Source organism: Cognatundibacterium curvum (genome assembly GCF_014284235.1).
GTDB lineage: Bacteria > Pseudomonadota > Gammaproteobacteria > Burkholderiales > Burkholderiaceae_D > Undibacterium > Undibacterium curvum.
The window spans coordinates 248,706-273,466 of sequence record NZ_JACOGD010000006.1 but is presented as its reverse complement, the minus strand read 5'-3'; the positions used below and the strand labels follow the sequence as shown (position 1 = coordinate 273,466).

General features: G+C 51.4%; 28 protein-coding genes. 15 read left to right on the top strand and 13 right to left on the bottom strand.

Annotation, left to right across the window (positions count from 1 at the left end; all coding sequences use genetic code 11):
* Positions 1-37: 37 nt before the first annotated feature.
* The 4 genes from H8K43_RS13035 (at position 38) to H8K43_RS13020 (ending at position 3,619) form a co-directional block, all read left to right on the top strand.
* A complete protein-coding gene (locus tag H8K43_RS13035; protein ID WP_186904239.1) occupies positions 38-1,480 on the top strand; it encodes a metallophosphoesterase in 1,443 nt (480 codons plus the stop codon).
* Positions 1,481-1,517: 37 nt separating this feature from the next.
* A complete protein-coding gene (locus tag H8K43_RS13030) occupies positions 1,518-1,970 on the top strand; it encodes a 3'-5' exonuclease (protein ID WP_186904238.1) in 453 nt (150 codons plus the stop codon).
* Between the two features lie 86 nt (positions 1,971-2,056).
* Positions 2,057-2,836, top strand: a complete 780-nt coding sequence (locus H8K43_RS13025) for a metallophosphoesterase (protein ID WP_186904237.1) — start codon at positions 2,057-2,059, stop codon at positions 2,834-2,836.
* A 150-nt stretch (positions 2,837-2,986) separates the two neighbouring features.
* On the top strand, positions 2,987-3,619 hold the full coding sequence (locus H8K43_RS13020) for a class I SAM-dependent methyltransferase (protein ID WP_186904236.1): 633 nt from the start codon (positions 2,987-2,989) through the stop codon (positions 3,617-3,619).
* Between the two features lie 89 nt (positions 3,620-3,708).
* Here H8K43_RS13020 and H8K43_RS13015 read toward each other — a convergent pair whose 3' ends face one another.
* The 7 genes from H8K43_RS13015 to H8K43_RS12985 all read right to left on the bottom strand — a co-directional run bounded on the left by H8K43_RS13015 (position 3,709) and on the right by H8K43_RS12985 (position 10,139).
* Entirely contained in the window at positions 3,709-4,419 is a 711-nt protein-coding gene (locus tag H8K43_RS13015) for a hypothetical protein (RefSeq protein WP_186904235.1), read from the bottom strand.
* A 139-nt stretch (positions 4,420-4,558) separates the two neighbouring features.
* Positions 4,559-5,002 (bottom strand): hypothetical protein, encoded by a 444-nt coding sequence (locus H8K43_RS13010; RefSeq protein WP_186904234.1) that lies wholly within the window; start codon positions 5,000-5,002, stop codon positions 4,559-4,561.
* Between the two features lie 179 nt (positions 5,003-5,181).
* Positions 5,182-6,066 (bottom strand): plasmid partitioning protein RepB C-terminal domain-containing protein, encoded by an 885-nt coding sequence (locus tag H8K43_RS13005; RefSeq protein WP_186904233.1) that lies wholly within the window; start codon positions 6,064-6,066, stop codon positions 5,182-5,184.
* A gap of 2 nt (positions 6,067-6,068) precedes the next feature.
* Positions 6,069-6,965, bottom strand: coding sequence for a ParB/RepB/Spo0J family partition protein (locus tag H8K43_RS13000; protein WP_186904232.1), 897 nt, complete (start codon positions 6,963-6,965; stop codon positions 6,069-6,071).
* Positions 6,962-8,527 (bottom strand): recombinase family protein, encoded by a 1,566-nt coding sequence (locus tag H8K43_RS12995; protein WP_222611039.1) that lies wholly within the window; start codon positions 8,525-8,527, stop codon positions 6,962-6,964. Before H8K43_RS12995 ends, H8K43_RS13000 begins: the two co-directional genes overlap by 4 nt.
* A gap of 90 nt (positions 8,528-8,617) precedes the next feature.
* The gene (locus H8K43_RS12990) at positions 8,618-9,091 is read right to left on the bottom strand and encodes a hypothetical protein (RefSeq protein WP_186904231.1); all 474 of its coding nucleotides are present in this window, start codon (positions 9,089-9,091) and stop codon (positions 8,618-8,620) included.
* A 634-nt stretch (positions 9,092-9,725) separates the two neighbouring features.
* The gene (locus tag H8K43_RS12985; protein ID WP_222611038.1) at positions 9,726-10,139 is read right to left on the bottom strand and encodes a type II restriction endonuclease; all 414 of its coding nucleotides are present in this window, start codon (positions 10,137-10,139) and stop codon (positions 9,726-9,728) included.
* On the opposite strand from H8K43_RS12985, the gene H8K43_RS18865 reads away from it, so the two are divergent.
* Complete coding sequence (locus tag H8K43_RS18865) at positions 10,138-10,407, top strand: hypothetical protein (RefSeq protein WP_222611037.1); 270 nt, start codon at positions 10,138-10,140, stop codon at positions 10,405-10,407. The two genes, H8K43_RS12985 and H8K43_RS18865, sit on opposite strands and share 2 nt — an antisense overlap.
* Positions 10,408-10,664: 257 nt before the next feature.
* On the top strand, positions 10,665-11,285 hold the full coding sequence (locus tag H8K43_RS12980) for a glutathione S-transferase (protein WP_186904229.1): 621 nt from the start codon (positions 10,665-10,667) through the stop codon (positions 11,283-11,285).
* Between the two features lie 233 nt (positions 11,286-11,518).
* Here the strand turns inward: H8K43_RS12980 and H8K43_RS12975 are convergent, their stop codons facing one another.
* Positions 11,519-11,719 carry a hypothetical protein gene (locus tag H8K43_RS12975; protein ID WP_186904228.1) on the bottom strand — a complete coding sequence of 67 codons (201 nt, stop codon included), beginning with the start codon at positions 11,717-11,719 and terminating at the stop codon, positions 11,519-11,521.
* Positions 11,720-12,053: 334 nt separating this feature from the next.
* Between H8K43_RS12975 and H8K43_RS12970 the strand changes: the two genes are divergently transcribed.
* The 5 genes from H8K43_RS12970 (at position 12,054) to H8K43_RS12950 (ending at position 15,453) form a co-directional block, all read left to right on the top strand.
* Positions 12,054-12,869, top strand: coding sequence for a tRNA-uridine aminocarboxypropyltransferase (locus tag H8K43_RS12970; protein WP_230403931.1), 816 nt, complete (start codon positions 12,054-12,056; stop codon positions 12,867-12,869).
* Between the two features lie 159 nt (positions 12,870-13,028).
* Positions 13,029-13,277: a DUF3297 family protein gene (locus tag H8K43_RS12965; RefSeq protein WP_162019641.1), complete on the top strand. Its 249-nt coding sequence runs from the start codon at positions 13,029-13,031 to the stop codon at positions 13,275-13,277.
* A gap of 155 nt (positions 13,278-13,432) precedes the next feature.
* The gene (locus H8K43_RS12960; protein WP_186904226.1) at positions 13,433-14,494 is read left to right on the top strand and encodes a DUF481 domain-containing protein; all 1,062 of its coding nucleotides are present in this window, start codon (positions 13,433-13,435) and stop codon (positions 14,492-14,494) included.
* A gap of 36 nt (positions 14,495-14,530) precedes the next feature.
* Complete coding sequence (locus H8K43_RS12955) at positions 14,531-15,178, top strand: hypothetical protein (protein WP_186904225.1); 648 nt, start codon at positions 14,531-14,533, stop codon at positions 15,176-15,178.
* 17 nt (positions 15,179-15,195) lie between these two features.
* Positions 15,196-15,453, top strand: coding sequence for a hypothetical protein (locus H8K43_RS12950; protein ID WP_186904224.1), 258 nt, complete (start codon positions 15,196-15,198; stop codon positions 15,451-15,453).
* Positions 15,454-15,478: 25 nt separating this feature from the next.
* Here H8K43_RS12950 and H8K43_RS12945 read toward each other — a convergent pair whose 3' ends face one another.
* The 5 genes from H8K43_RS12945 to H8K43_RS12925 form a co-directional block, all read right to left on the bottom strand.
* Positions 15,479-16,231, bottom strand: a complete 753-nt coding sequence (locus tag H8K43_RS12945) for a substrate-binding periplasmic protein (RefSeq protein WP_186904223.1) — start codon at positions 16,229-16,231, stop codon at positions 15,479-15,481.
* A gap of 127 nt (positions 16,232-16,358) precedes the next feature.
* Positions 16,359-16,748, bottom strand: a complete 390-nt coding sequence (locus tag H8K43_RS12940; RefSeq protein WP_230403930.1) for a hypothetical protein — start codon at positions 16,746-16,748, stop codon at positions 16,359-16,361.
* A gap of 293 nt (positions 16,749-17,041) precedes the next feature.
* Positions 17,042-17,401, bottom strand: coding sequence for a hypothetical protein (locus H8K43_RS12935; RefSeq protein WP_186904222.1), 360 nt, complete (start codon positions 17,399-17,401; stop codon positions 17,042-17,044).
* 275 nt (positions 17,402-17,676) lie between these two features.
* Positions 17,677-18,042, bottom strand: coding sequence for a hypothetical protein (locus tag H8K43_RS12930; protein ID WP_186904221.1), 366 nt, complete (start codon positions 18,040-18,042; stop codon positions 17,677-17,679).
* A 232-nt stretch (positions 18,043-18,274) separates the two neighbouring features.
* Complete coding sequence (locus H8K43_RS12925; protein WP_186904220.1) at positions 18,275-18,595, bottom strand: hypothetical protein; 321 nt, start codon at positions 18,593-18,595, stop codon at positions 18,275-18,277.
* Positions 18,596-18,786: 191 nt separating this feature from the next.
* On the opposite strand from H8K43_RS12925, the gene H8K43_RS12920 reads away from it, so the two are divergent.
* From H8K43_RS12920 to H8K43_RS12905, 4 genes are all read left to right on the top strand, one after another.
* On the top strand, positions 18,787-19,179 hold the full coding sequence (locus H8K43_RS12920; protein WP_186904219.1) for an MAPEG family protein: 393 nt from the start codon (positions 18,787-18,789) through the stop codon (positions 19,177-19,179).
* A gap of 385 nt (positions 19,180-19,564) precedes the next feature.
* Entirely contained in the window at positions 19,565-20,059 is a 495-nt protein-coding gene (locus H8K43_RS12915) for a low molecular weight protein-tyrosine-phosphatase (protein WP_186904218.1), read from the top strand.
* A 226-nt stretch (positions 20,060-20,285) separates the two neighbouring features.
* Positions 20,286-21,503, top strand: a complete 1,218-nt coding sequence (locus tag H8K43_RS12910; RefSeq protein WP_186904217.1) for an efflux RND transporter periplasmic adaptor subunit — start codon at positions 20,286-20,288, stop codon at positions 21,501-21,503.
* Positions 21,504-21,505: 2 nt separating this feature from the next.
* On the top strand, positions 21,506-24,715 hold the full coding sequence (locus H8K43_RS12905; protein ID WP_186904216.1) for an efflux RND transporter permease subunit: 3,210 nt from the start codon (positions 21,506-21,508) through the stop codon (positions 24,713-24,715).
* The last annotated feature ends 46 nt before the right edge of the window (positions 24,716-24,761 follow it).

Here is a 24,761-nt window from a genome sequence, read left to right as displayed (position 1 = left end):
TTTTCCATCGAATGAAGCACTGCCATTAATCATATTCATGAAAATTCACCTTCTCTCCGACGTTCACCTGGAATCGGGCCCGTATCAGCTTCCCTCAGATTTGGATTGCGACGTGATTGTTGCTGCCGGCGATATTGGTTTCGGCACAGAAGGCGTTGAGTGGCTTAAAACGCTGGAAAAACCTGTCATTTATGTTTTAGGAAACCACGAATACTGGACAAAAAAAGACGCGCCAGTGGATATGTCAGTGATTCTCAAAGATATCAAAGATGCTGCTGCCGGCTCGAATGTTCATGTGCTTGAAAACGAATTTATTACTATCGACGACGTTCGCTTTTTCGGCGCCACCTTTTGGACGAATCTGGGTAAGTTCAACACAACACTGATTGATGAAGCACATCACATGCGTGACTACACAAACATTTATTGCAAGGGCTTGTATGAGGATAAAAATTTTCTCGCTCGGTTTTATCGATGCGTAGACAGGTATTGCGCACTCGAAGAAATTGACGACAACAGCTACCGGCGGCATGTTCAGGAGCAATACATCAACACGGGGAGATTTCATCCATTTGTCGGTTATCTGCTGAACGAAAAATCCTGGAAAACGATTCAGGAAAAAATTCTGTATCGAGAGACGCAGTCCGACGCGTCATTCAGCAAAACGGTCGTTGTCACACACCACCATCCTTCTTACCAAAGCCTGCGATTAGATGGCCTCACCGAAAACGAAATTTATCCGACAGGCGTTGCCGCCGGAAACGGCCGGCAGCCCAATGGCAGGATGTATCAAACAGCCGCCTACGCCAGCGAACTAACTTTTTCTAATTTTGGTTTCTGCTCGGACAAACCTCGTATTGATGCCTGGCTCTGTGGTCATATCCATCGCAAAATGAATTATGCTTTTGATGGCACGCGTGTCATTTGCAATCCGCGCGGACGTCACATGAAACCCATGACGGAAGACAGTGCAAAAGCATACGCCCTGTTCGGCCTTCCGATTTCGGAAGAAAGTGTTCAAGAGTCTCAGCAGCGTTTTGCAGCAAATCCGTTCCAAGGCGACGGCGTGGAATTCGATGCGAGCCTGCTCATCGATTTGCGAGACGGTGCGATTCCACCATTACGAAGCGAGTTCGCTCAACACATTCCTGAGCTACTGCGATGGCATGCGGAAATTCAGCAATTCGCCGGTTGCATGAAAGGTGCGGCGGGACCGGTCATCAAAGCGTTGGAAGAATGCATTGAGACGCGCGCCGATGAGTTCGAGAAATGCGTGCGGGAATTGGAGATGTTGATCAAAAAAAATACGAATACGTTTGCGGATTTTTCTACTGCCGGATTGAATTACGAGACATATCGGCACCAGTTTTCAATTGGTGACGATGCCGTTGCTGTCAGCGAAAAAAACAACGCGATGATTACAGCGCAAAATAGTGTCATTCAAAAGTTGATGGCTTTTGCTCAGAACGGTGACCTGTGAGAAGTTTCTTTCGGAATAGCGGACAAGAATGCAAAGCATGGACTACTTAATCAACAATACTCGCCCGAACGCCCCGCTCCTGGTCATAGACCTTGAAGCGACTTGCTCAGACGATGGCCTGATCACGCCCGAAACCATGGAAACGATCGAGATCGGCGCCTGCTGGATCGGCGTCGATGGAACGGTGATCGACAAATTCCAATTCAGCTGGGGCGTCTACGATCGTAAACAATTCGAGAGGGATAGCGTCCGTCATGGCGTGGTTAATCCCGTCGCACTATCGCACCTCAACGCCAAACGAATGTTTGCCAAGGCCCAAAAGATTGGCAAAGAAGTGGGGATGGCCAAAGCTTGCCAGCTTACCGGCTTGCAGTTGGAGGGGAGCCACCATCGGGCGCTGGACGATGCTACGAATATTACCCGGTTACTACCGTGGTCGTTTGGAGAGCAAGCCTTGCCTAAACGAGATGCACCCGCGTCAAGCGTTTGACCAAAAGAATCCTGGAAATCTCCACTTGTAGCGAGCATTGCAGACTGACGATCTACAATTCAGCAAAAATTAACCAAAACAATTCTATGCGCATCCTACCCCTCTCGGATTTACATCTTGAACTGTGGAAAGAGTTCGCCCCGAAAATTGATATCACGATCAGCCGCCCGGACGTGGTTATCCTGGCCGGCGACATCCATACCGGTGCTAAAGCCGTGGAATGGGCGCATCAAACCTTTGCAGATATCCCTGTTTTGTATGTCCACGGGAATCACGAAGCTTACGGTAAAAATCTCGATGATATACAAGTAGAGATAGCAGAAGCCTGCAAGGCGATCGGCCATGTGCATTTCTTAAACGAAGGCGAACTCATTGTAGATGGCGTTCGCTTTCTAGGCGCCACCATGTGGACGGACTTTTGTCTGTTCGGAGCCGACACCAAACAAGCCGCCATGCGCGAAGCTGAGGCGGTGATGATGGATTACAAGCGCATTCGTCTGGCCAATGCTGGTTATCGAAAGCTAAGAGCAGCCGATACAGCGAAAATGCATGCGGAGCAAAAACACTGGCTGAAGGCGAAACTGGCTGAAGCATTTTCTGGAAAGACGGTCGTTGTCACGCACATGGCGCTATCGAGGCTTTCGGTTGCCGAACGGTACGCGGACGATCCAGTTTCTGCGGCATATGCCTCTAACTTAGATGACCTCGCGATGCAGGCTGATTTGTGGATTCACGGGCACATGCACGATTCGTTTGATTATCAGATTGGGGAATGTCGTGTCGTTTGTAATCCCTGCGGTTACATGACCAGAGGTGGCGGTACTGAGAATGGTAGCTTCGATCCGAATTTGGTCATTGCAATCTAGCACTAAAAAATCTGCTCACAGTACTTGCTCGACAATCTATCCGGCCGGTCGCCGGAAAAAATTGGCTACCCGCTTTAAACTAAAGAGCAATCGGCCTCGGCCGATGGTTCGGCCTTGATAAAGGTAGAAACAATATATTGGAGTTGGGGAATGAGCAATCAATCACATTGGGAAGGTGTTTATCAAACCAAGGCACCCGAGGCCGTGAGCTGGTACCGTCCACACCTGGAAACGTCGCTAGAACTGATACTGAAAACGGGAATTCCATCCAAGACGGCGGTCATCGATGTGGGGGGAGGCGAGTCAACACTAGTCGACGATTTGATTCATCTTGGATATCGCGATATCAGCGTGTTCGATATTTCGCAAACCGCGCTTGAAGTGACGAAGAAGCGCCTCGGCAAGGCTGGCGACTCAGTTCACTGGATCGTAGGTGACATCGTCCAAGCGGAATTGCCCGCACAGCGCTACGACGTCTGGCATGATCGCGCCGTATTTCACTTCCTGACGACCCCGGAACAACGCGCGGCCTACATTAAGCAAGTTGCCCGATCGGTGAAACCTGGTGGCCACGTGATCGTCGCAACCTTTGCGCCAGACGGACCGGAAAAATGCAGCGGACTCGAAGTCGCCCGCTACGATGCCGAAGCACTGCACGGGCAATTCGGTACGGAATTCAACTTGATCGAAAGTCGTGGCGAAAGCCACCAAACACCGTTTGGCACGACGCAGGCATTCGTGTATTGCTTTTGCCGCATGCTTCCGTCACTGGATCCGACCTGATTTCACCGGACTCAATCAAATGGCAAGCTTAAAAAATTTGAGCACCAAGTAATCTAGCGCAGCGGCAATTGCGCAATGGTCGTTTTGGGCTACTTACTCTTGATATCCGTGACGTGAGCTTGGAGCCGCGCTCTCATTTGAGATTGTTTCTCTGGTCCACCATACCAAGAGAGTTCCCAGAAAATACTGTGGAGTATCTGACCCAAATTGATACCTGTGAGTTGGACCTTTTCCAATTCCTGCGCATACTTTTTGGCGGACAAGCCATTTTCACAAATGCTGACGACAGGGTTAAAGCGGATAGGGAGCGCCAGTAATTCACGGACGGGCGTCATGGAAACGCTGCAGTGAATTCTCGTGCCGGCAGAGTATATACAGCCATGTCCATGATTTAGGTCCTCACGTAACTCATAACCTATTCCGTGAAAGTCTAATCGGTGCACTGGCTCATATTCACGCGTGGCGGTATTCAAATGCCAGCATTGATACAGCTCTAAAAACTCAATTCCCTCGGGTGAGTAAGCATGCTTAAAATCGGGTGCAACACCTTTTCTGGCCTCAACTAGTAATTCATTGCTGAAGTCCCGGCGTAATATGGCCGTCAGTATCGGTGCTGCGTCGAGTAACTTAAAAATATCTGAGAGCAATACGTCCTTGTCGATGGTCGCAGATTCAAATAGGTATTCATGTGCGACAGTAGTGACATCGAGGTCGATATAGCGCTCTTCATCGGTGACACTATCGTATTCCCGCTGCCGCCAGAGCAACGTGGGGCCGGATTTCAAAATGAGTTCGGACATGATTGAGCTTTCAAGCAAATGATCGCTGCGCGTAAGGTGCCTGAATACATTTCAGGTCGTAGAGAAATGATCTCTTGTTTGATAGAAACTGTCTCCGCGCGACAGAAAAGAGAGTATCCCGCACAAAAGCGCGTTGAATTCAAATGATGTAACCAGTTTGATCCGCATTAGGATGTAGTTGTATACGAACCATATTCATTGCTGGGACGGCGAAGTTGAGGGCGAAATGCTCGACTCTGTCCCCCCTTTCGCTACGAATGTGAAGTCGTTTGCAGGCCGAAACTTTGATCAGACAAAGCATTTGGTAATTTCGACCTGGCTGATCAGTGATTAACGCTATATCGTCGTGTTTGTCGGCGTAATATTGGCTCCAACAGAGTTGATTGCCATGCATGTCCTTTTTCCAGTCTTGAATAAGGTCACGCGAGTAATGTACAAATTCATGGACATTTTGAGCATGAGGATAGCAGTCATTGCACTCTGTATGACCGCAGGTGAGTACATTCACCTGCCCCAGTGATGTAGTGACAATGGCTTTAAAGGCAGAATCAATCGTTGAATTGCGTATGGGACCAATCGGCATTTTTTTCTCCGTGAACGGCCAACGGCCGATACTTTCGATATTTGAGGGTATTTTCGTCGGTGATGTTGAAAGTCCCTATGGCGCATCGCACTAAATGAGTAGAGTATTTTCAGCAACACATGACTGCATTGTCAATCGTCCTGGAAGCAAACACTGCTTTTTGGGAAATTATAAAATTTTCAATGCTCAAGCGTAACCGTCTTCACGATTGCTTCAAACTCCGCCATCACTTCGGGATGTTCCTGAAAAAGGCACCGAGAAACGGCCTGATTCTCAAAAATCTTCACCAAGTAGCCCCGCGCTAAAACAAGGTTCAAAACATCCCGACCGTACGACTGCTCCACCAATTTGTACTGCGCCTGCAAACTTCCCATCTCGCGCTCCATCTTGGCAATCTGCTCCTTCGATACGCCGGTGAGTTTTTGCGGTTTTTTTCCATCCACCAGCATCTCGACCGGCGTTGCCACCAACATCGCCTCCGCATAAGAGACGGTCACGACATTGGCCGACACCATCAATTCCGCACATTCGATTTGTCGGGTCGGTTTCATTTTCCTCAGTACCCTGGCAATGTCCGTCGAAAACTGCCGGTCCTTAAGCAATTCGGCCGCTTCTGGACAAATGCCTTTCAAGAGAGACATTTTTTTCAGGATCTGGCTAATATCGACACTCAGCACTTCGGCCAGACGCTGTGGCGACACGCCTCTCTCAATGGCACGTCGTATCATCAGATGTTCCTGGATCGTCGACAGCCGATTGATACGACTATTGTAGGTATAACCTTCGTCGTCATTGGCGACCAGGCACTGCGCATCGACATACCCAAGATCGCGCATCGCCACCAGGCGAACATGGCCATCAAGCAGCATGTGATGTTCGGACTTTTTGATGACGGGCGTGATCGACAGCGGTTCGATCAATCCGATCTCTTTGATCGAGGAGAGTATCTGTTTGAATTTGCGGGAGCTATCCAATTCTTTCGGGATATTGCGCGACGGCAGGATATTCACGAGCGCCACCGACAAAGGTTCCATGGAAAACCCCAATGCCACACCGTCGGCCATCGTCAGCTCCCTTTGGACCAGACTCGTTCAGCTAAGTAAGTCGGCAGCGTATCCAGCCCTTCCGCACGCAATAGGTTGATGAAATTTTCATTAGAAAATAACTGTCTTAATGCGCCGACGACAAACATCAAGCGCTGCTGCGTCATCTCTGCTTTCTTGACCATCATGCGCTGGCGTTCGACTTCTTTCTGATACGTCCGTACTAAACTGGAGGTGGTGACATCGCTGCGTTTGCGCGACATGCCGCGCTCCAGCGTTCTTCCCAACGTATGCCGGCATTCGATCACCTTTTTTGCTTCGAATAATTGTCTTCCTCTGAGCTTGCCTGACTCATAGGCATCCTGCAGTGCTTTTTGCACCGCCTTATCGTCATCTTCGCCACCCACAATAGCGAGCGCCGCCGTCAACGGAATCTTGCCCCGTTCGACGGCGACGAGCAGCCGCTCCTCTCCTCGTTCCAACAAGATCAGAATGCCGCCGACCCATTCGACCGTAAGTCCAGTTTTGGCGGCGATCGCTTTTTTGTCGTAACCCTGATTGCGCAGAGTCTCAATATTGGCCAACAGCTCCAGCGGTCGGTATTGCCGTCGGGCGATGTTTTCAGCGAGGCTCATGATGAAGGCCTCTTCATCGCTGACGGTCACCACCAATGCCGGAATATTGGCCTGACCCAGAGACATGAAGGCTTTCATGCGCCCCTCGCCGCACACCAGCAGATAACGCTCTTCGCCATTTTTACCGGAGCGCGGCGTCACCGTGATCGGCTTCTTCAAACCCAGCGCTTTGATGTTTTCAACGATCTCGTCAAAAATTTTAGTATTGCGCTCTCGGGTATTCAGGATATCGATCTTGTTGATGGGGATCAACCGCAAATCGCCAGGCGGCGCCGTCTTGCTCATGCTACCCTCCGCAATCGGGTGCGTTCTGCCATCCCATACAAATAGTCCAGGGTATCAAAGCGATAGGTTTCAAACTCGGCGGCATTTCTGTCGGCCAGACTGAAATGGTGGGTTCCAAAATCCAGTCGCGGCAATAGAAAATAATCCAATGGGCTCTGGTTGCTGTTATCCAGGCGTACTGCGACTGTCACATCCGGCAGCAGGGAAGCATCGAACCTGACTTTCCACCTATTCCTGCCGCCGTCGAGATGGTGGCAGCGCGCCAGTACGATGGAGACGGTAAATTCACGATTCACCATTAATAAGTCCGTCGCGGGATCGCGTAACACCTGAGCGCCGAGTTTGACAATCTTGTTCTCGGTATCGGCGACGATTTCAGGATGCAGGCGTCGAATAAAGCGATTTACCTCTAAATACTGATAATCGCGATCCGGTGTAAAGCCGACCATTTGATAGGCGCGGATCAGACTACCGAAGCGATAGGTATATACCGAGGAGGCCGGCATGCCTTCCATTTCATCGATGATCATGCCGGACAAGACGCCGCGGGATTGATACAGAGCGCGCAAACGCTCTATCAATTCTTCGTCGGTATAGCGGCGGGCGCGTGCCCGCATGATGCCTTGCACGGTATAGAAAATTTCCGTCGGAACAATGGGTTCAAATGCGCGTTCTTTTTTGATCCACATGTCGGGAGTATTCACGACGCGCGTTTTTTTGAGTTTGAAGGAAACGCGGTTGTAGACATTATTACCGATGTATTTTTCGTTGGTGAGTACCTCGTGGACAGTGGCCCTGCTCCAGGGCCGGTTGATTTCGGAATAAATCTGCATGGCGTTGAGGCGGCTGGCGATTTCCACTTCATTGATGCATTCATCGATAAACCAGCGATAGATTTGCGTGACGATTTTCAGTTCATGCTCAGGGCCGGGTATCAAGATGACGCGATCGGTTTGCAGGCTTTTGTGTTCTCCCCGTTGAAGTTCTCCTTTCTGGGTGCCATGTTGGTCGATCAATATCCGCCGCAATCCATAACCGGCGGTGCCGCCTTGCCGAAAACCAAGCTCGATCAGGCGGCATTGGCCAGCGAATACTTTGGCAGACAATTCCCGACTGTATTCACCGGCCATCGCACGTTTCACACCTTTGACTATGGTGGAGACAGGAGAACCATCGTTCTCAAACTGTTCCGCACAATAGACAACCTGAATGCCGGCACGCCTGCAGATGTATTCGTAGTAAGCGCTTTCGTCGGCATCCTGAAAGCGTCCCCAGCGACTGACGTCATACACCAGGATGGTATTGAAGGTTGCGGCGCCGCTCTCGACATCACGGATCAGCTGCTGCAGAGCAGGCCGACCGTCGATGCGCAGGCCGCTTTTACCTTCGTCTGCATAGGTCTTGACGATATTGACGTTGCGCTGTGACGCGTATTCGCGGATTTTTTGGCGTTGGTTGTCGGTGGAATATTGCTGATGCTCGGTGGACATACGCACATATTCGGCTGCCAGGAAGAATACTGGCTGCACGAACTTTTCGTAACTGTCTTGATCGGTTTTCATTTGCGTATCCGCTCCAGCTCTGGAGTATCGTGGAAGCCACACGGCCCGCACGCAGAGCAAGATGCGATTACCAAATTAGCAGACAGCAAGCTACTTTGCCACGCGTCCTCTCTTTGCAATCACGGCGACCTGGGGAAATTTGGGGGGCTGCAAGAGGGAAAGAAAGACATTCCACACGTTCTTCTTTGCAATCACCGGGTCAGGCAGCAGAATCAGCCGGTACAGTCCACTGGATAAGACTTTACGGGAATTTGACGCATCCATCTTTGCAATCATATTGGCGCGATTTTGGTAGTTGCGCACCAGCTGTTTCGTCCGATTATCGTCAACATACTGAGGATTCTGGCTGCGATATGTGCGCCAATAGTCAGGATTTCGCGCCGACCAGGCCTGCTGGGCACGCGCCTGATTGTCGACGTAGTCTTGATCGGTTTCGCGTTTGAGCTGCTGCCAACGGCGGCGGCGCTCTCGCTGGCAGGATTTTTTAGAGCAGTAGGTTTGGGTCGGGTTTTGAGAACGCGGTAAAAATAACTTGCCGCAAGCCGGGCATTCTCGATGTTCCATGATCACTCTCCAACAACCACTCCAACCATATGAAGAGTGTATCAGCCGACGTCAGCGGCCAGGAAAATGAAATGCAGGCGAGGCTTTTTTCTTAATAAATGCTTTAAATTAACATTTCATTTAAGAAATTAAATCCCCTTCAATTATTGATTGCATTAACTTCGACTAAAAAATAGGCGGATTGCAATAAATCTGAGAGAATTACGCACCCGCCCAAAACTTTGCAATCATCTCGGGGCCTTTATACATGCGATCTTTGATTGCACTAATTTTGAACGCCTCCGGATGACACAGAACATGAAAATTGTGCCAAGTAAGTGAAAACCTACTGCCATAGATATCGAAAAAATCGATATACGTAGCATATAAACGCCCGGTTAAGCCGGGCTTTTTTTTGGTTCTTCGTAGATTTCCGGGGACCTTTTCCGACTTGATATCCTATCTCCTCACGCAGTGGAGGTTGGCATGCTGGAGAGAAAAGAGCTGGGGCCGCTTGGGAAGCCTTGCATTGGCCTGCAAGAATAATACCTCTAAGGGCTAATTAAACCTGCAAGGACAAGCTGCTTGGCGACCATCTGGCAGGATTGATCGCCAAACGCGGTACGGAAACTGTCAACTTAGATATACGGCACCGTTAGCCGCCTCGCCAGATGCCCATCCTTTTTGATCGGAGCTCTGACTCGAAAAAAGATTTGAACGAGATCACATTGGGCTGGGACTTATATACTGTTGTATCGGACTTCTTTAGTGATTCCGGCACCACTAGAATGATGCCCTGCTGCGCCATATCTTTTATCGCATTTTCCGCGATGCTCTCGTCAACAGTTGCAAGAAAAAGGTCGCAGTTCCTCATTTCTCCATGAACCTGCTTCCACCGCTCGCGAAGCGTCGTTTTCGCACTAAGGACTAAGGCACCATCTCTGTCACGTAACGGATCCATGTATGCAGCGAAGGATGGCAGCACAAAATCTGGTCGTTTCTTTGCGTCGGAAACAACTTGCACTTCATGAGGGATACCGCCATCTGCAAGTAGCTTTGTCGATGGCATGCTGGAAGCACTACAACAGCAATTGCGCCACACAACGGCAGAGAATGCGACGATGTTGAAGATGATTGCTGCAGATCGCGCCGATTTCATGTTCCTTTCCGAAGAAGAAGCCATACATCTTTTGAAAGAAACTGAGGAATATGCAAAAGATGTCCATATCATTCAACTCTCAGACATCCCCTTAGGCGAAAAGCGCTACCTAATGTGCAATAAACTCGTCGCTGATGAGACCATAGAGCGTTTAAATATGGCGATGAGTGTTAAGTAAAGCAACGGGTGAGGCTGAATTAGCTGAATTGGCTGAATTGACCGAAGTAGCTGTCATGTCGTGTTACAGCCATTGGCGGCCAGCCACAGCAAAGCGTCGTCTGCTGCCCGGGAGCTGCGTCTTTCCAATGCGTGGCGGGTGCAACCCGTGTTTTTGGCGCGTGCTATGATGGCCGCGCGCTTAGCCGCATGACACTTTTTTCAGACGCTGCCGGTCGATACTGACCGTCGATGTTTAGCAATCATTCAGGAGACAACATGCCTCAACTTAAACTGACCTATTTCGATTTTCATGGTGGCCGTGGCGAGCCGGTACGACTCGCATTAGCGCTGGGCGAAGTGGCGTTTGAAGATCACCGTTTCAGCTATCCGGAATTTGCCGATGTACGCAAAGCGACGCCGTTCGGGCAGGTACCGGTGCTGGAGGTGGATGGTGTACAGATCACGCAATGTGATGCGATGCTGCGTTACGCGGGCAAGCTGGCTGGCCTTTATCCGCAAGACGCTTTGCAGGCTTTGTACTGCGACGAGGTGAGCTTTGTGGTGGAAGAAGCTGGCATCAAGATAGGCCCGACTTTCCGCATGACGGGTGAAGAGCAAAAGGCGGCGCGTCTGGCCTTGGTCAACGGTTCTATTCCGGTTTATCTGCGCTGGCTGGAGCAGCGTTTACTGGCACAAGGCGGCGAATACTTTGCCGATGGCCGCCTGACAGTGGCGGATCTGAAGGTGTTTGTGGATATCCGTGGTTTGAATTCCGGTCGTCTGGATCATGTGCCGACCGATCTGGTGGCGCAAGTCGCACCGGCGCTGAATGCACACAATCAGCGCATCGCCGCTCTGCCTGCGGTGCAGGCATATTACGCGAAGTTTGCGAAATAAAGCGGATGTGATGGACCGAAGCCGGAGGCTCAATCATCGATTTGAATCAATGAGTTGAATCAGCCAGACTGAGTGTTGATGCGGCCTGCAGGCTGAAATGCTGCCAGCAGCCGCGCAGGGATTCAGACTTTGGTTTCGGACTTTGATTTCGGACTTTGCTTCCTGAGTTTGAAGTCAGTGCAAAAAAACAGCCGGTGTTATGACCGGCTGTTTTTTTTGGCTGCGCTGTTTGCTTAGCGGCTGGTGTTTTGCTTGCAAGTGAAACTGCTGGTGCTGACTTTATCGACATTGCCCTGACCGCAGGTGGCTGTCGCTTGCGCTGCCATGACAGAGATTTGCTTGCTGGCTTCGACGTTTTGTTCGCTGACGGAGATACAGGCGCTTAAGCTGGCAGTGATGGCAACCAGGCTCAGGATGTGCAGAATTTTTTTCATGGTCTCGCTCTCAGTTGGATTAAAGTTTTGATATTACACGGGGTAGACTGACTTTGGCTGTCTTTTACTTCCTTATTTTATTGCCTTGTTTTGCTGCCTTGTTTTGCTGCCTTAGTGCTTTGCCAGCCGGATATGACAGTCAGTGTCTGTACCTAACGTGCAACAGACGACAATGGCTGACCGGAATGCACAGGCAGCGACAAAGATGCGGCAGCTGCGCCCGGTGGTGGCAGGCAGCGCGCCGCAGCGGTTTGCAAACTGGCGCAGACAATGCCAAGATACGCGCCCTGTAGACTGTTTCCGGCGGCTCTGGCTGCCCTGAATGACCACCATCATGACGAATCCTGCACTGCCACCTCATGCTGTTTCCCGCTTACGCACTGCCCGGCTGGCACGCAGCACGCGGCCGTTTCTGGCGCGCGGCGGGCCGCATGGCGAGCGCTGTGGCGGCTGCCGCCTGATCCTCAGCCATTGTATGTGTGCGTGGCGCACGGTGCTGCCTACCCGTGCCGGATTTTGTTTGCTGATGGCGGAGCACGAGACTTTAAAACCCAGTAATACCGGCTGGCTGATCGCTGATCTGGTGCCCGATACGCTGGCCTTTGGCTGGGCGCGCACCGAAGTTGACCCTGCCTTACTGGCCTTGCTGGCTGATCCGCAATGGCAGCCGTATGTGGTTTTTCCGGGCGAATTTGTCGCGCCCGAGCGCGTGATCACGCAATTGCTGCCTGCTGAGCAAACGGCGGCTGACGATGTGAATAGGACTGGCACTGGCATTGCCGGCAAGCGCCCGCTGTTCATCCTGCTCGATGCAACCTGGTCGGAAGCGCGCAAAATCTTTAAGAAAAGCCCGTATCTGCTGCCTTTTCCGGTGCTGAGTCTGGAGCCGGAACAGGTATCGCGCTACCAGTTGCGCCGTTCGCGCCGCGACGATCATCTGTGTACTTCAGAAGTCGCCGCGCTGTGTCTGGCACTGGCCGGTGAAACCCTGGCGGCGCAAACGCTGGAAGCCTATCTGGACGTGTTTACCGAACACTATCTGTGCGCCAAACAGCAGTGGAAACTGGACCTGGACGACGAACCACACCAGCGCCTGCGCAGCCTGCGCGCCGAGGCCGGCGCCAGTCACAACGTACTTAACCAGGACTGACGCAAAATTGTCCCAACAAGGCATGGCGACGCAGGCAGTACGCAGTGTACAAGGTTCACTACCTGGAGCCATAACGCCGCTGGGGCGGTTTTGCGTAAGTCCTATTAACGAATAATCAGGCATTGAACGCAGCGCGCATCTGATAGATAATTCTGCCCTATGACTACGACTACACAACTCCCCCCATTACCGGATCGTTTATCCATCAATCCGCGCAGCCCCTTTTACAATGCTGACGTGTTTCAGCACGACATAGGGATCAAAATCAACGGCAAAGAACGCAACGACGTCGAAGAGTATTGCATCAGCGAAGGCTGGATCAGCGTACAGGCTGGCAAAACCCGCGACCGCAAAGGCAATCCTATGCTGATCAAAGTGAAGGGTGTGGTTGAAGCGTTTTACCGCTAATCCCAACACCGCAATACGGATTTTTTTAAGCATCACAACGGGCGCTGGTCGCCCGTTGTGCTTTTGTGCGCGCCACGAAAATCTGTAGCAGACCATAGTCATTTTCATCACTTCCAGCCACAATACGGCTTGCCCTAACTTCTGTCGCTGCACCGATGCACACTACCACCCGTTTTTTTCAATTACTGCCTTTGCCTAAGCTGCTGGCACCATTGGGGCTGGGCAGCATGCTGCTGTGCTATGCCGCGCCCGGCCTGGCGCAGACTGCTGCAGATGCCAGCCAGCCACGCACAGAAATCTGGCTCAAGAATGGCGACAAACTGACTGGCCGTCTGTTGAAAATCGGGGTCGATAAGCTGATATTGAAAACGGATTATGCGGGCGAGATTGAAATCGACGCGGAAGCGGTGATGACGATGTCGAGCAAAGAAAGCCTGCCGCTGACACTGCCACATGGTGATACCCTGCGCACGACCATCGCGCCGCGCTCACAAAGCGGCATGGTGGAAGTGGCGCAGCAACTGGTACCGCTGCGTGAAGTGTCCTTCGATCAGGAGGCGCTGGAAAAAGCAGTCTCCAGTTTTGAGGGGAATATCGAGACTTCGGTGGAACTGGGCCGCAATTCGAACCGAACGCAAAGACTGGAGCTGGAAACCGAGGGTATCTGGAATATCCGCCCATGGCGGCATGAATATCATGTGGAACTGAACCGTTTGCGGGCTGATCGCCAGGAAAAAGAAAATGACAGCAAGGGCAGTTATGCGCTCGATTATTATCTGACACCAAAATGGTATGTACGCAATAATGCTTACTACCAGAACGACAAGGTCGCCGATAACAGCAGCTATTACTATTATGGTGTGGGTTTTGGTCGCCATATTTGGGAATCTGAAGTCAGCAACCTGGAAAGTCTGCTGAGTTTCAACCGTTTGAATTTTTCGACCAGCGCCTCAGAATTTCATGTAAATGCCTGGTTGTGGACAGTCAAATTTAAACGCAAATTCCCCAACCGCAATATCGAAATTTTTGCCAAGACCGAAAATATTTTCCCCGTAGGTTTTCCGGTCGATCTGCTGTCAGATTCTGAACTGGGCTTACGTTATCAGCTCAATCGCCGCATCTATTTATCGACGAAATACGGGATCAAGGCAAACCGTGCTGCGTCGCTCTGGTTTAAGAATCACCAGCTCAGATTCAGCATAGGAGCAAACTGGTGATGTGCACGGCAGCTCAGTTCAGTACAGGAGATTAATATGCGGCAAAGTCAGCAAAGCGCTTCCTGGCTTAAACGGCAGCGCTTGTATAAAACGTCTGCTCTGGCTGTGGTGATTGTGGCCATGCTGGTCGCGACTACGTTTCCAGCCAGCGCAGCGCAGGATGGCACCTTCAGTGTCGCACTAAGTCGCCAGGACAGACTGCAGATAGAACAACTGGCTTGCGGCGCTCAGTATGGTCTGGCATTGGCAGATGCGGACGGGCGCGCCTTTGATGCGCGCAGCCCGGCACAGTTCGCCGAAGTACGCTGTCGTCCGCACAAGCAACTTAGTGGCCAGCCACTATATTATGTCGCCCAATGCGCCCGGGATGGCCAACGCTGGCAATGCAGTCCGGCTGAAATGGAAACCGTGGTGCGCTTGGCGCAACGCGATGTGGTAATACGGCCAGGCAGCGTCGACCCGCAAAAGGCAGTGGATACGCTGCGTAAAGTGGCGGGCTATGGGTATTTTCAGGGTATGTCGGTGGATAAGGCACTGCAATCTGTCTGCAACATGGGAATGGGCGACCGGCCCGAGCTGATCGAACTGTCATGCCAACGCTGGTCGGTGACGGTCTCTTACTGGTGCCCGAAACCATCTGCCAATCATCCCTGTCCGCGCGTCATCTACATGTATGAACGTTGAATTTTGAAGGAAAGCCGATGGACACAAGCCAGATAGATAAGCAACGCATTACCCGCATCCGTACAGCCATACTCCATTATGTAACAACACATGCGGACGCTTGCGATTCGACAGAAGGCATATACAGCTGGTGGATAGACTGGCAGGGCGAAGTGGAGAGTATGCTCCTGACCCGGCAAGCGCTGGAACAATTGGAAGCAGAGGGTGTTATGCAGCGTCTGAAAGCAGGCGGGCGGGACTTATGGCGTTTGAGCAGGAACGATACCAGAGGCTGATCCCAGCTGAAATCATTACGCTGATTTATTCCAGCCCGTATTGCCGTACTATACGCGCCAGTTCACCGGATCGCATCAGACGGTTAAACACGGTATCAAGCTGAATGAGCACGTCCTTACTCAGCATTTTTCCAGCGGCGATGTAAGCGGGGCTGGGGTCAAACACGGTCGGCAACAAGCGGACTTTAGGATGGTCTTTGGGGTTAAAGCTGCTGGATTTGAAAAATATATCGCGATGGTAGAAAAACCGCGCGCGCCCGGCTTCGAGTTTGATCAGATTCTGCTCCGCCGAAGGCGTTCCGCTATCAAGCTGTACACCTAACTGCTGCAAACGTTCAATCTCGCCATGTCCCTGCATAATCAATACGACGCCCTGATTGCCCAGCTTTTTCACGTCGTCCCAACTGCTGACCTGCACATCGTCATCACTGCGCACTGCCAGCCGATAGCCACTGGTATAAAAACCAGTTTTCAGAAACTGCATACCGCCCGCTTCACGTGCCGGCGTCTTACGTGCGCCACATATCAGATCGCGCCGGCCAGCCTGCAGTTCATATTCAATCCGACGCAAAGGCATGGGCTCTTCATCGATCACAAAGCGCAGCTGGGGATCAAGCGTCTCCATCGCTTTATAAATATCGACACAAATCCCACGCCAGCCCTGCTCCGTCTTAATCATAAATGGCGCAGCACCATCCCATACTGCGACGCGCAGATCTAAGGCATGGGAGGACATAGAAAAAATCAGACCAACTAAGCTGAGCAGGACTCTTTTCATAGATCAGATTGACGTCAAGGATGGTTACACCGGAAGTGTCACATTTAACCACAACTTGCTCTGCTAATTTCGGTCTGCCCATAAAAAAACGGCGCACCGGGCGCCGTTTTTTTATTGCGGAGTCTGCTTATTTCGCAGAGGCAGCCTTCGCAGCTTCTGCTTTCACTTCAGGTTTAACTTCAGTTTTAACGTCTGTTTTTGCATCTGTCTTAGCGTGTTCTTTTTTAACGTGCTCTTTTTTCATATGTTCAGTCTTGGCATGCTCGGTTTTTGCATGTTCAGCTTTTGGTGCTGCTTCGGTCACTGGTTTGGTTTCTGCAGCAACGGAAGCACTGGCCTTGATGTCAGCAACTGGCGCTTTTACTTTGCTGGCAGGTGCAGCTACCGATGCAGCGGCTGCAGCAGAAGCTGGTGCACTGGCTTTCGCGGAGGCGGAAGCAGGCGCTGCCGGTGTCTGGGCGAACGCTGTACCCATTGCGAAAGTTGTAGCGATCAGAGCGGCGATTAACTTAGTCATGATGAGTCCTTGTTCAAAAATTGTCAGGTTAATTTGTTTTGCGTAGTGTTGCTACGTAAGCTAAAAACGTGATCAGCACAGTATGCGTTGACAGGATTTTTGAAAATATTTTTATTTTTTTGAATTCATAGTGTTAATTCATTTTTCGGAAATGATGTTTCCTAATTATTTTATTTTTTAAAAATAAATCGTCGATTTTTTTACCCTGCAAAGCAAAAAAGCACAGAAATAATCTGTGCTTTTTTGCTTTTCCTGGCTAGTTAAGCGCTACCTAGCTACTGCGCTGAGGCGCCTTATTTCATGGTTGAAGCTGGTTTTGCATCAGTGCCTGCAGCTTCGGTTTTCGCTTTCTTTGCATGCTTACGATGTTTGGTTTTCTTCTCTTCAGCTGGCTTGCTTTCAGCGGCAGGCGCTGCGGCCGGTTTCGCTTCTGTCTTTACTTCTGCTTTCGGTGCCGCTGCGGCCGCAGGTGTCACGGCAGCTTTCACCGTACTTGCTGCCGCAGCTGTCTGAGTATTTGCAGCACCTGCTGCATTGGTTGCGGTATTTGCGACTGCAGTTTTTGCGGCTTCAACTGATTTTGCAGGCGTCTGGGCAAACGCAGTACCCATTGCGAAACTGGAAGCGATGATAGCGGCGATAAATTTGTTCATGGTCTGCTCCTAAGCGTGTTATCCGGTGTTGCGTTGATTTGTTTTGCGTAGTGTTGCTACGTAAGCTAATAACGTGGAAAAGTAACGATGCGTTGACAATAATTTAGGAAATATTTTTATTTTCCCGTTTTTCCGTTTTTTAATCCATTTAACGGAAACTGTATTTCCAATTAATTTCCGACTTATCGGATTTTTAAAAACAAAAAAAGCACAGAAATAATCTGTGCTTTTTTTCTAGCTAGTTAAACGGTACCTGGCCGCTCTGCTGCAACGCCTTATTTCATGGCAGAAGCTGGTTTTGCTTCAGCGCCTGCAGCTTCAGTTTTCGCTTTCTTAGCATGTTTACGATGCTTAGCTTTTTTCTCAACCGCTGGCTTGGCTTCAGCTACTGGTGCAGCAGCGGCTGCCGGTTTCGCTTCAGTTTTCATTTCTACTTTAGGTGCAGGCGCAGGTGCTGGTGTGACTGCAGCCTTCACTGTACTGGCTGCAGCTGCTGCCTGAGCGCTCGCAACATTTGTCGCATTCGTCGCGGTCGTGGCGACTGCTGCTTTAGCTGCCTCTACTGGTTTTGCAGGTGTCTGTGCAAATGCAGTACCCATTGCGAAACTGGAAGCGATGATAGCGGCGATAAATTTGTTCATGATCTGTTCCTATGAGTGTTGTACAGCGTTGAGTTGTTTGTCAGCGTAGTGTGTCTACGTAAGCTAATAACGCAGCCTGTTTGCAGTCTGTTGACACAAAATTTGTGTACGAATGTAAAAAAACAAAAATAATTTTTTCTTCTCTCAATTTTTTTAATTCGACGAAAAAATAGAAAATAAAAATAAAAAACGGCGTCATAAAGACGCCGTTTTTTATCGTATCAATGATTCCTTATTTTTTTAAATCTTCTTTCACTTCTTCCGCTTTTTTTGGCTTTACCGGATCAACTTTTTTGACCGGATCAGCTTCAATTTTATTGGTCTTGACTGCTGATGCGGCTGATGCAGAGGCACTGGATTTTTCCGACTTCACTGCTTTAGTTGGCACTGCAGCGGACGGGCTTGTAACCGAAGCCGGGGCAGCTGCGACGCTCGCTGCCGGTGCGCTGGATTTGACCGATGCCGCAGCAGCGGCTGGTTTCTGAGCAAACGCTGTACCGGCTGTTAACGCAGTAGCGATCAGAGCGAGTGTCAACTTATTGAGCATATTCATAGTGCGTCCTTGTTCAGAATTCAGTGTTGGGTTTCGTAGCCCTCGCTACGTGCTGATACAACGGCACTTAGTGAAGTATGGTTGACAGCCATGTACTTCAATAATTTTTTTGCTCAGCTGCGTCTGTGCGCTGCATGGTTTGCGAAGTGCGATGATCGCTATATGATTGAGGCTTCAATTAAGGAGAAATCATGACACTTGCGAACTGGTGCATACTGGCTGCCTGTCTGTTACCGATAGCCACTATTGGTCTGGCAAAGGGCGCTTCTGCACGCACAGATCAACGCGAACTGCGTTACAACAACCGCCATCCGCGCGCCTGGACCGAACGCCTGCAAGGCTGGCAGCAACGAGCGAATGCGGCCCAACAAAATGGCTGGGAAGCGCTGCCACTGTTTATCGCCGCCGTGGTATTAGCTCAGCAGGCACATGCGGACCAGGCACAGATAGATATGCTCGCGGGCGGTTTCATCTTATGCCGCATACTGTATATCGCGGCCTATCTTGCCAATCAGGCGACTTTGCGTTCACTGATCTGGTTTGCAGCCAGCGCATGCAGTGTGGCGATCTTGCTGCAGTCTTAAGCAGCCATTTCAAGCAGTCCCCGCTATACGGTGGGGCTGTCCCCAGATGAAGGCCGTCCGCTCAATTTCGCTCAGCGCAGACTGAGTGCACTATTCAGCTATCCGTCTCGAGACCGCTTACCTGGTCAGCTTACTTCTCAGGTCATTTTGCGTAAGCCCTACATTTTAGGACTTACGCAAAACCGCCCCAGCGGCGTCATGGCTCCTTGTCGTACACTGCGTACTGCCTGCGTCGCCATGCCTTGTTGGGACAATTTTGCGTAAGCCCTATATTTATATATTGTTGACAATTTATCTCGTCTTAATCGAAAGAATTTCCCAGCTTCAAGCGTAAAATTACCCCACGCCATTAAATTGCCACTCTGAAAGTTGCCTGGATTTAATAATGAATCAAGCACCTGTCCGCGCCATCTTGTTTATCTGCATGGGAAATATCTGCCGCTCCCCGACGGCAGAAGCCGTATTCCGTGCCAAAGCGGAGCAAGCTGGCATGGCGCCTCAGTTGCATATCGATTCCGCTGGCACCCATGCGTATCATTCAGGCGAAGCACCGGACCCGCGCGCGCGCGATTACGCGATGAAGCGGGGTTTTGATTTATCGCGGCAACGTGCGCGTCAGGTCAAAGCCGAAGATTTTGAAAAATTTGACCTGCTACTTGCAATGGATCAGCACAATATGTCCTTATTGCAAGCCGCTTGCCCGGCGCGTTACCAGCATAAGCTGGAATTGCTGATGAAATTTGCCGAGCATGTCGCAGCCCAGGAAGTTCCAGACCCCTATTACGGCGGCGCTCAGGGTTTTGAAACTGTACTCGACTATATCGACGATGCCTGCGCCGGACTGCTGGCTTATGTCATGAAATCCCGGCAGCCTGCCTGAGCCTGGGTCAGCTCCCGCCATGATTTAACACTCTCCACGTAGCCAGGTAACAAACCCTGCAAGCTGCCTGCATCAACTCAAACGCCCCTCGCTGCAACTCATTCCTTATTTCTTGCATTTCATCCTATTGAAACTGCAACTTAAACCTTTTCGTCTTGTCTTAGCGCTACCCTTTCGGAATACTGCAGCATCCCGGTTTTCCCGATTCCCCTACCTGCGAGCGATCATGTTACGTCAAACCCTTCTAGTTATTGCCATCGCCTCTGCGCTGGCAGCCTGTAGCAGCCAAAAAGAAAACGAAAAAGGCTCTGCCTCTGCATCGGCCTCAACGACAGCAAGCGCAGCAAGTGCCTCGTCCTCCGCCAGTGCTAAGAATGAAAAACCGGCTCCCAAGCTGACCATCGCGCCGGAAGATGTATTGAAAGTCGAAAGCAATGCGCTCGCCTCAGGGCCAGTCATCACTGGCTCTATCCAGCCTGAACGCAAAGCAGACTTACGCGCCGAAGTGCAGGCCATCGTACTGCAGGTATTGAAAGAAAACGGCGACATCGTCAAGCGTGGCGACGTGCTGGTTAAACTGGATGAAACCTCTATCCGTGACAATCTGAATTCAGCCGAAGACTCGGCCCGCAGTGCCTCGCTGGCACTCGATCAGTCAGAGCGCGCTTTGCAGCGGCTGAAAACTTTGCGCGCTTCCGGCATGACCTCATTGCAGGCATTGGATGATGCAGAAGTACGTGTGAATGCGGCACGCAGCGAATTATCCGCAGCCAAGGCCAGAGCAGCCAGCGCACGTCAGCAATTGCAGCGCACCGTGGTACGCGCGCCGTTCGATGGCGTCGTCAGCGAACGTAAAGTCTCCGCAGGCGATACCGCGACACCGGGTAAGGAATTAGTCAAAGTCATCGACCCGACCAGTATGCGTTTTGCCGGCAAAGTGTCGACCGATAAAATCGCTCAGGTGCAGACCGGACAGACAGTCAGCTTCCGCATCAATGGCTATCAGCAGGAATTCCGCGGCAAAGTCACGCGCCTGGATCCCGCCGCCAATGACGTGACACGTCAGGTTGAGGTGCTGGTCGCATTCGCTGACAAAAACCAGCCTAAGGTATCCGGGCTGTATGCAGAAGGCAATATCGAAGCCACCACCATCAATGCGCTGACGCTGCCGGAATCTGCGGTGGTGAAAGCGGGTGATACGGCTTATGCCTGGCGCGTCTCCGGTAAAAATCTGAGCAAGGTGAATCTGGCCATGGGCAAACGCGACCAGCGTACCGGCAATATCGAAATCCGCAATGGCTTAGCTGTCGGCGATGTCGTCATGCGTAACCCGAGCTCAGCACTCAAAGACGGACAGGCAGTCGAGCTGGCGGCAGCAACGCCTGCAGGTAACACAGGCACTACTGCAGCCACAGCGAACACAACTGCAGCCGGGAGCCACTGATCATGTTTTTATCTGACTTCAGTATTAAACGCCCCATCGCGACTATCGTGATGATCATTGCGCTGATGGCTTTGGGCTTGCTGGCCTTGAGCAAGCTGCGCGTCAATCAGAATCCCGATGTGGAAGTGCCAGGTCTGTCGGTGGTGATGCCTTATCCGGGCGCCTCACCGGACACGGTAGAGCGTGAAATCGTCAATCGTCTGGAAAAGTCGATGATGAGTATTTCCGGCGTCAAGGAAGTGTATTCCAGCTCAAATGAAGGTATGGCCCGTTTTGACATCATGTTTGAATTCAAAAAGAACATGATCGAAGCCACCGATGAAGTCCGCAATGTGATTTCCAATGTGCGCTTCAAAATGCCGACCGAAATGCGTGAGCCCATCATCCAGCGCTGGGACCCGTCGGCGCAACCGATAGTGAATATCGCGCTTTCGTCCACCAGGCTCAGCCATGCCGAGATTTCACGCCTGGCGGAAGACAGCCTGGCAGATAAACTGCGTGGCTTGCCCGGCGTGTCGACCGTCACTGTAAGCGGCTCCTTGAAACGCGAACTGTCGGTCTTGCTGCGCGCAGAAAAACTGCGTGAATACAATGTCTCAGTCGGTGAAGTGGTCAACGCACTGCGCATGCAAAACACCAATGCGCCAGTCGGTAAAATCCGTGGCAAACTGGATGAAGAAAGCATACGTCTGGTCGGCCGTATTGAAACACCGGAAGAGTTTCAGCAAGTTGTCATTAAACGCAATGGTGAGCAGGTAGTACGCCTGGCGCAGGTGGCCACGATAGAAGATAACTTCGCTGATCTGAACAGCCTGAGCATACGCAGCGGCAAACCGAATGTCGGTATCCAGGTCAGTAAATCACGTGAAGCCAGTACAGTCAGCGTTGCGAAAGCGGTGCGTGAATTTCTGGAAAAAACTAATAAGGAATACGAAACCACGCATCCGGGCACCAAGCTCGACATCACGCGTGACGGCGGCAAAGATGCGCAACGCAGCCTGAATAATGTGATCGAATCGCTGGTTCTGGGTGCAGGGCTGACTATCTTTGTCGTGTATGCCTTTCTGAATTCCTGGCGCTCTACCCTGATCACAGCATTGAGTCTGCCAACCTCGGTGATTGCTGCGTTTATCGCGGTCTGGCTGTGCGGTTTTACGCTGAACTTCATGACGCTGCTGGGTCTGTCACTGGCGATTGGTGTCTTGATTGATGATGCGATTGTGGTGCGGGAAAACATCGTGCGCCATATGCAAATGGGATCAGACCGCAGAACCGCCGCCTTGCAGGGTACGGCAGAAATCGGCCTGGCAGTGGCAGCGACTACCTTCTCTATCATCGCGGTGTTTATTCCGGTCGCTTTCATGCCGGGTATGCCTGGCGAATGGTTCCGCCCGTTTGCGCTGACTGTGACATGCTCGGTGCTGGTCAGTCTGGGGATATCCTTTACGCTGGACCCGATGTTGTCCGCCTACTGGGGTGATCCGGCCGACCATCATACTGCGCCGAAAAAAGGCTTAAGCAAGCTGCTGGCCCGCTTCAATGACTGGTTTGACCATCAATCCGACCGCTATGGTCATGTGATTGCCTGGGCGCTGCATCATCGTCGTTCTATGGCAGCCATTGCCGTATTGAGCCTGGTGGCGGCGATGGCATTGCAGGCAAAATTCGGTGGCACCAGCTTTTTACCGGCGACCGATTCCGGCAATCTGATGATCTCGGTGCGCACGCCAGCCTCGTCTTCGCTGGAATATGCGAAGCTGAAAATGGAAAGAGCCGCAGCCATCGCGCGCAGCTTACCTGAGACCAAAGACACCAACAGCAACATCACACCGGCAGGTGGCCGGATTTATGTAGACATAGGCAAAAGTACCGAACGCAAACGCAGCGCTAAGGAAATCGCCACCGAATTACGTGAGAAAATCCGCACGCTGGTCGGTGCTGAATATACGGTGCAGGATGATCTGAACAATGGCGCGCAAAAGCCGGTACAAATGGAATTTACCGGCCCGGATTCACGCAAGCTGTTGGAAATCACCAGTCTGTATATGGAAAAACTGCGCGATGTGCCAGGTGCGGTCGATATCGGTTTGTCTGAGCAAGATCCGAAGAAAGAACTGAAAATTGAACTCAACCGTGGCCTGGCAAATTCTATGGGCATTTCGTCCAATGATGCCGCCCAGACCTTGCGCGTCGCCTTTGCCGGTATCGAAGTCGGTGACTGGGTCGATCCGACCGGAGAAACACGTGACGTCGCGGTACGTTTGCATCCGGATGACCGCGTCAGTAAAGAAAATATCGAACGTCTGCCTATCGCGGTAGCAGGCAGCAGCCAGATGGTACCGCTCGATCAGATCGCCACCATCACCATGGGTAAGGGACCTTCCAGCATAGAACATGCGAATGGCAAACGCACTATCACGGTATCAGCCAATGCGCAGGGCCGCTCGAATGGTGAAGTGATTGCCGACGCCAAGAAACTGGCTGAGTCCATGAACTTCCCGGCTGGCTATGGCTTGTCGGTCGGTGGTGCCGGTCAGGATCAGGAAGAAGTGTTCGGTGCCATGGGTATCGCGGTCTTGTCCGGCATCGGCCTGATGTACCTGATCCTGGTGATGCAGTTCGGCTCTTTCAGTGCACCTTTGGGTGTCATGTTATCGCTGCCACTGTCGCTGATCGGCGTGGTGCTGGCCTTGCTGATCACGCGTAGCACCATCAATCTGATGAGTCTGATCGGCGTCATTATGCTCATGGGTCTGGTCGCTAAAAACGCGATTCTGTTGCTGGATGCCGCACGCAAATTTGAATCCGAAGGCATGGAACGTGAAGCAGCGCTGATGCAAGCCGGACGGGTACGTCTGCGTCCTATTCTGATGACGACCTTTGCGCTGATCGCTGGCATGCTGCCAGTGGCGCTGGGCTTAGGTGAGGGTGGTGAATTCTACCGCCCGCTGGCGATTGCGATTATCGGCGGCACCATCACGTCCACCTTGCTCACTCTGTTAGTCGTTCCTACCTTCTACGACAGTATAGAAATTGCGAAAGATGGCATGAGCCGGAAAATCCGTCAGCGTAGCGAACGCTTCCATTCCTCAGTAGCGATCGCCATGACCATGGTGGAAGCAGTGCTGACTTTGTTTGGTGTGCGCATGATTTGGCGCGGTTTGCTAAAATTGACGCAACTTTTTAGAAGCAAGGCGGTCAAATCGGCCTGATATGAATTAGTCAGCAGAAGGTCAATCACTTCTGCTGACTTAAGCT

Bases quoted from the DNA above. Each gene is read 5' to 3' on its own strand.
- H8K43_RS13035 (WP_186904239.1), top strand. From the start codon at position 38: ATGAAAATTCACCTTCTCTCCGACGTTCACCTGGAATCGGGCCCGTAT.
- H8K43_RS13030 (WP_186904238.1), top strand. From the start codon at position 1,518: ATGGACTACTTAATCAACAATACTCGCCCGAACGCCCCGCTCCTGGTC.
- H8K43_RS13025 (WP_186904237.1), top strand. From the start codon at position 2,057: ATGCGCATCCTACCCCTCTCGGATTTACATCTTGAACTGTGGAAAGAG.
- H8K43_RS13020 (WP_186904236.1), top strand. From the start codon at position 2,987: ATGAGCAATCAATCACATTGGGAAGGTGTTTATCAAACCAAGGCACCC.
- H8K43_RS13015 (WP_186904235.1), bottom strand. From the start codon at position 4,419: ATGTCCGAACTCATTTTGAAATCCGGCCCCACGTTGCTCTGGCGGCAG.
- H8K43_RS13010 (WP_186904234.1), bottom strand. From the start codon at position 5,002: ATGCCGATTGGTCCCATACGCAATTCAACGATTGATTCTGCCTTTAAA.
- H8K43_RS13005 (WP_186904233.1), bottom strand. From the start codon at position 6,066: ATGGCCGACGGTGTGGCATTGGGGTTTTCCATGGAACCTTTGTCGGTG.
- H8K43_RS13000 (WP_186904232.1), bottom strand. From the start codon at position 6,965: ATGAGCAAGACGGCGCCGCCTGGCGATTTGCGGTTGATCCCCATCAAC.
- H8K43_RS12995 (WP_222611039.1), bottom strand. From the start codon at position 8,527: ATGAAAACCGATCAAGACAGTTACGAAAAGTTCGTGCAGCCAGTATTC.
- H8K43_RS12990 (WP_186904231.1), bottom strand. From the start codon at position 9,091: ATGGAACATCGAGAATGCCCGGCTTGCGGCAAGTTATTTTTACCGCGT.
- H8K43_RS18865 (WP_222611037.1), top strand. From the start codon at position 10,138: ATGCTGGAAGCACTACAACAGCAATTGCGCCACACAACGGCAGAGAAT.
- H8K43_RS12985 (WP_222611038.1), bottom strand. From the start codon at position 10,139: ATGCCATCGACAAAGCTACTTGCAGATGGCGGTATCCCTCATGAAGTG.
- H8K43_RS12980 (WP_186904229.1), top strand. From the start codon at position 10,665: ATGCCTCAACTTAAACTGACCTATTTCGATTTTCATGGTGGCCGTGGC.
- H8K43_RS12975 (WP_186904228.1), bottom strand. From the start codon at position 11,719: ATGAAAAAAATTCTGCACATCCTGAGCCTGGTTGCCATCACTGCCAGC.
- H8K43_RS12970 (WP_230403931.1), top strand. From the start codon at position 12,054: ATGACGAATCCTGCACTGCCACCTCATGCTGTTTCCCGCTTACGCACT.
- H8K43_RS12965 (WP_162019641.1), top strand. From the start codon at position 13,029: ATGACTACGACTACACAACTCCCCCCATTACCGGATCGTTTATCCATC.
- H8K43_RS12960 (WP_186904226.1), top strand. From the start codon at position 13,433: ATGCACACTACCACCCGTTTTTTTCAATTACTGCCTTTGCCTAAGCTG.
- H8K43_RS12955 (WP_186904225.1), top strand. From the start codon at position 14,531: ATGCGGCAAAGTCAGCAAAGCGCTTCCTGGCTTAAACGGCAGCGCTTG.
- H8K43_RS12950 (WP_186904224.1), top strand. From the start codon at position 15,196: ATGGACACAAGCCAGATAGATAAGCAACGCATTACCCGCATCCGTACA.
- H8K43_RS12945 (WP_186904223.1), bottom strand. From the start codon at position 16,231: ATGAAAAGAGTCCTGCTCAGCTTAGTTGGTCTGATTTTTTCTATGTCC.
- H8K43_RS12940 (WP_230403930.1), bottom strand. From the start codon at position 16,748: ATGACTAAGTTAATCGCCGCTCTGATCGCTACAACTTTCGCAATGGGT.
- H8K43_RS12935 (WP_186904222.1), bottom strand. From the start codon at position 17,401: ATGAACAAATTTATCGCCGCTATCATCGCTTCCAGTTTCGCAATGGGT.
- H8K43_RS12930 (WP_186904221.1), bottom strand. From the start codon at position 18,042: ATGAACAAATTTATCGCCGCTATCATCGCTTCCAGTTTCGCAATGGGT.
- H8K43_RS12925 (WP_186904220.1), bottom strand. From the start codon at position 18,595: ATGAATATGCTCAATAAGTTGACACTCGCTCTGATCGCTACTGCGTTA.
- H8K43_RS12920 (WP_186904219.1), top strand. From the start codon at position 18,787: ATGACACTTGCGAACTGGTGCATACTGGCTGCCTGTCTGTTACCGATA.
- H8K43_RS12915 (WP_186904218.1), top strand. From the start codon at position 19,565: ATGAATCAAGCACCTGTCCGCGCCATCTTGTTTATCTGCATGGGAAAT.
- H8K43_RS12910 (WP_186904217.1), top strand. From the start codon at position 20,286: ATGTTACGTCAAACCCTTCTAGTTATTGCCATCGCCTCTGCGCTGGCA.
- H8K43_RS12905 (WP_186904216.1), top strand. From the start codon at position 21,506: ATGTTTTTATCTGACTTCAGTATTAAACGCCCCATCGCGACTATCGTG.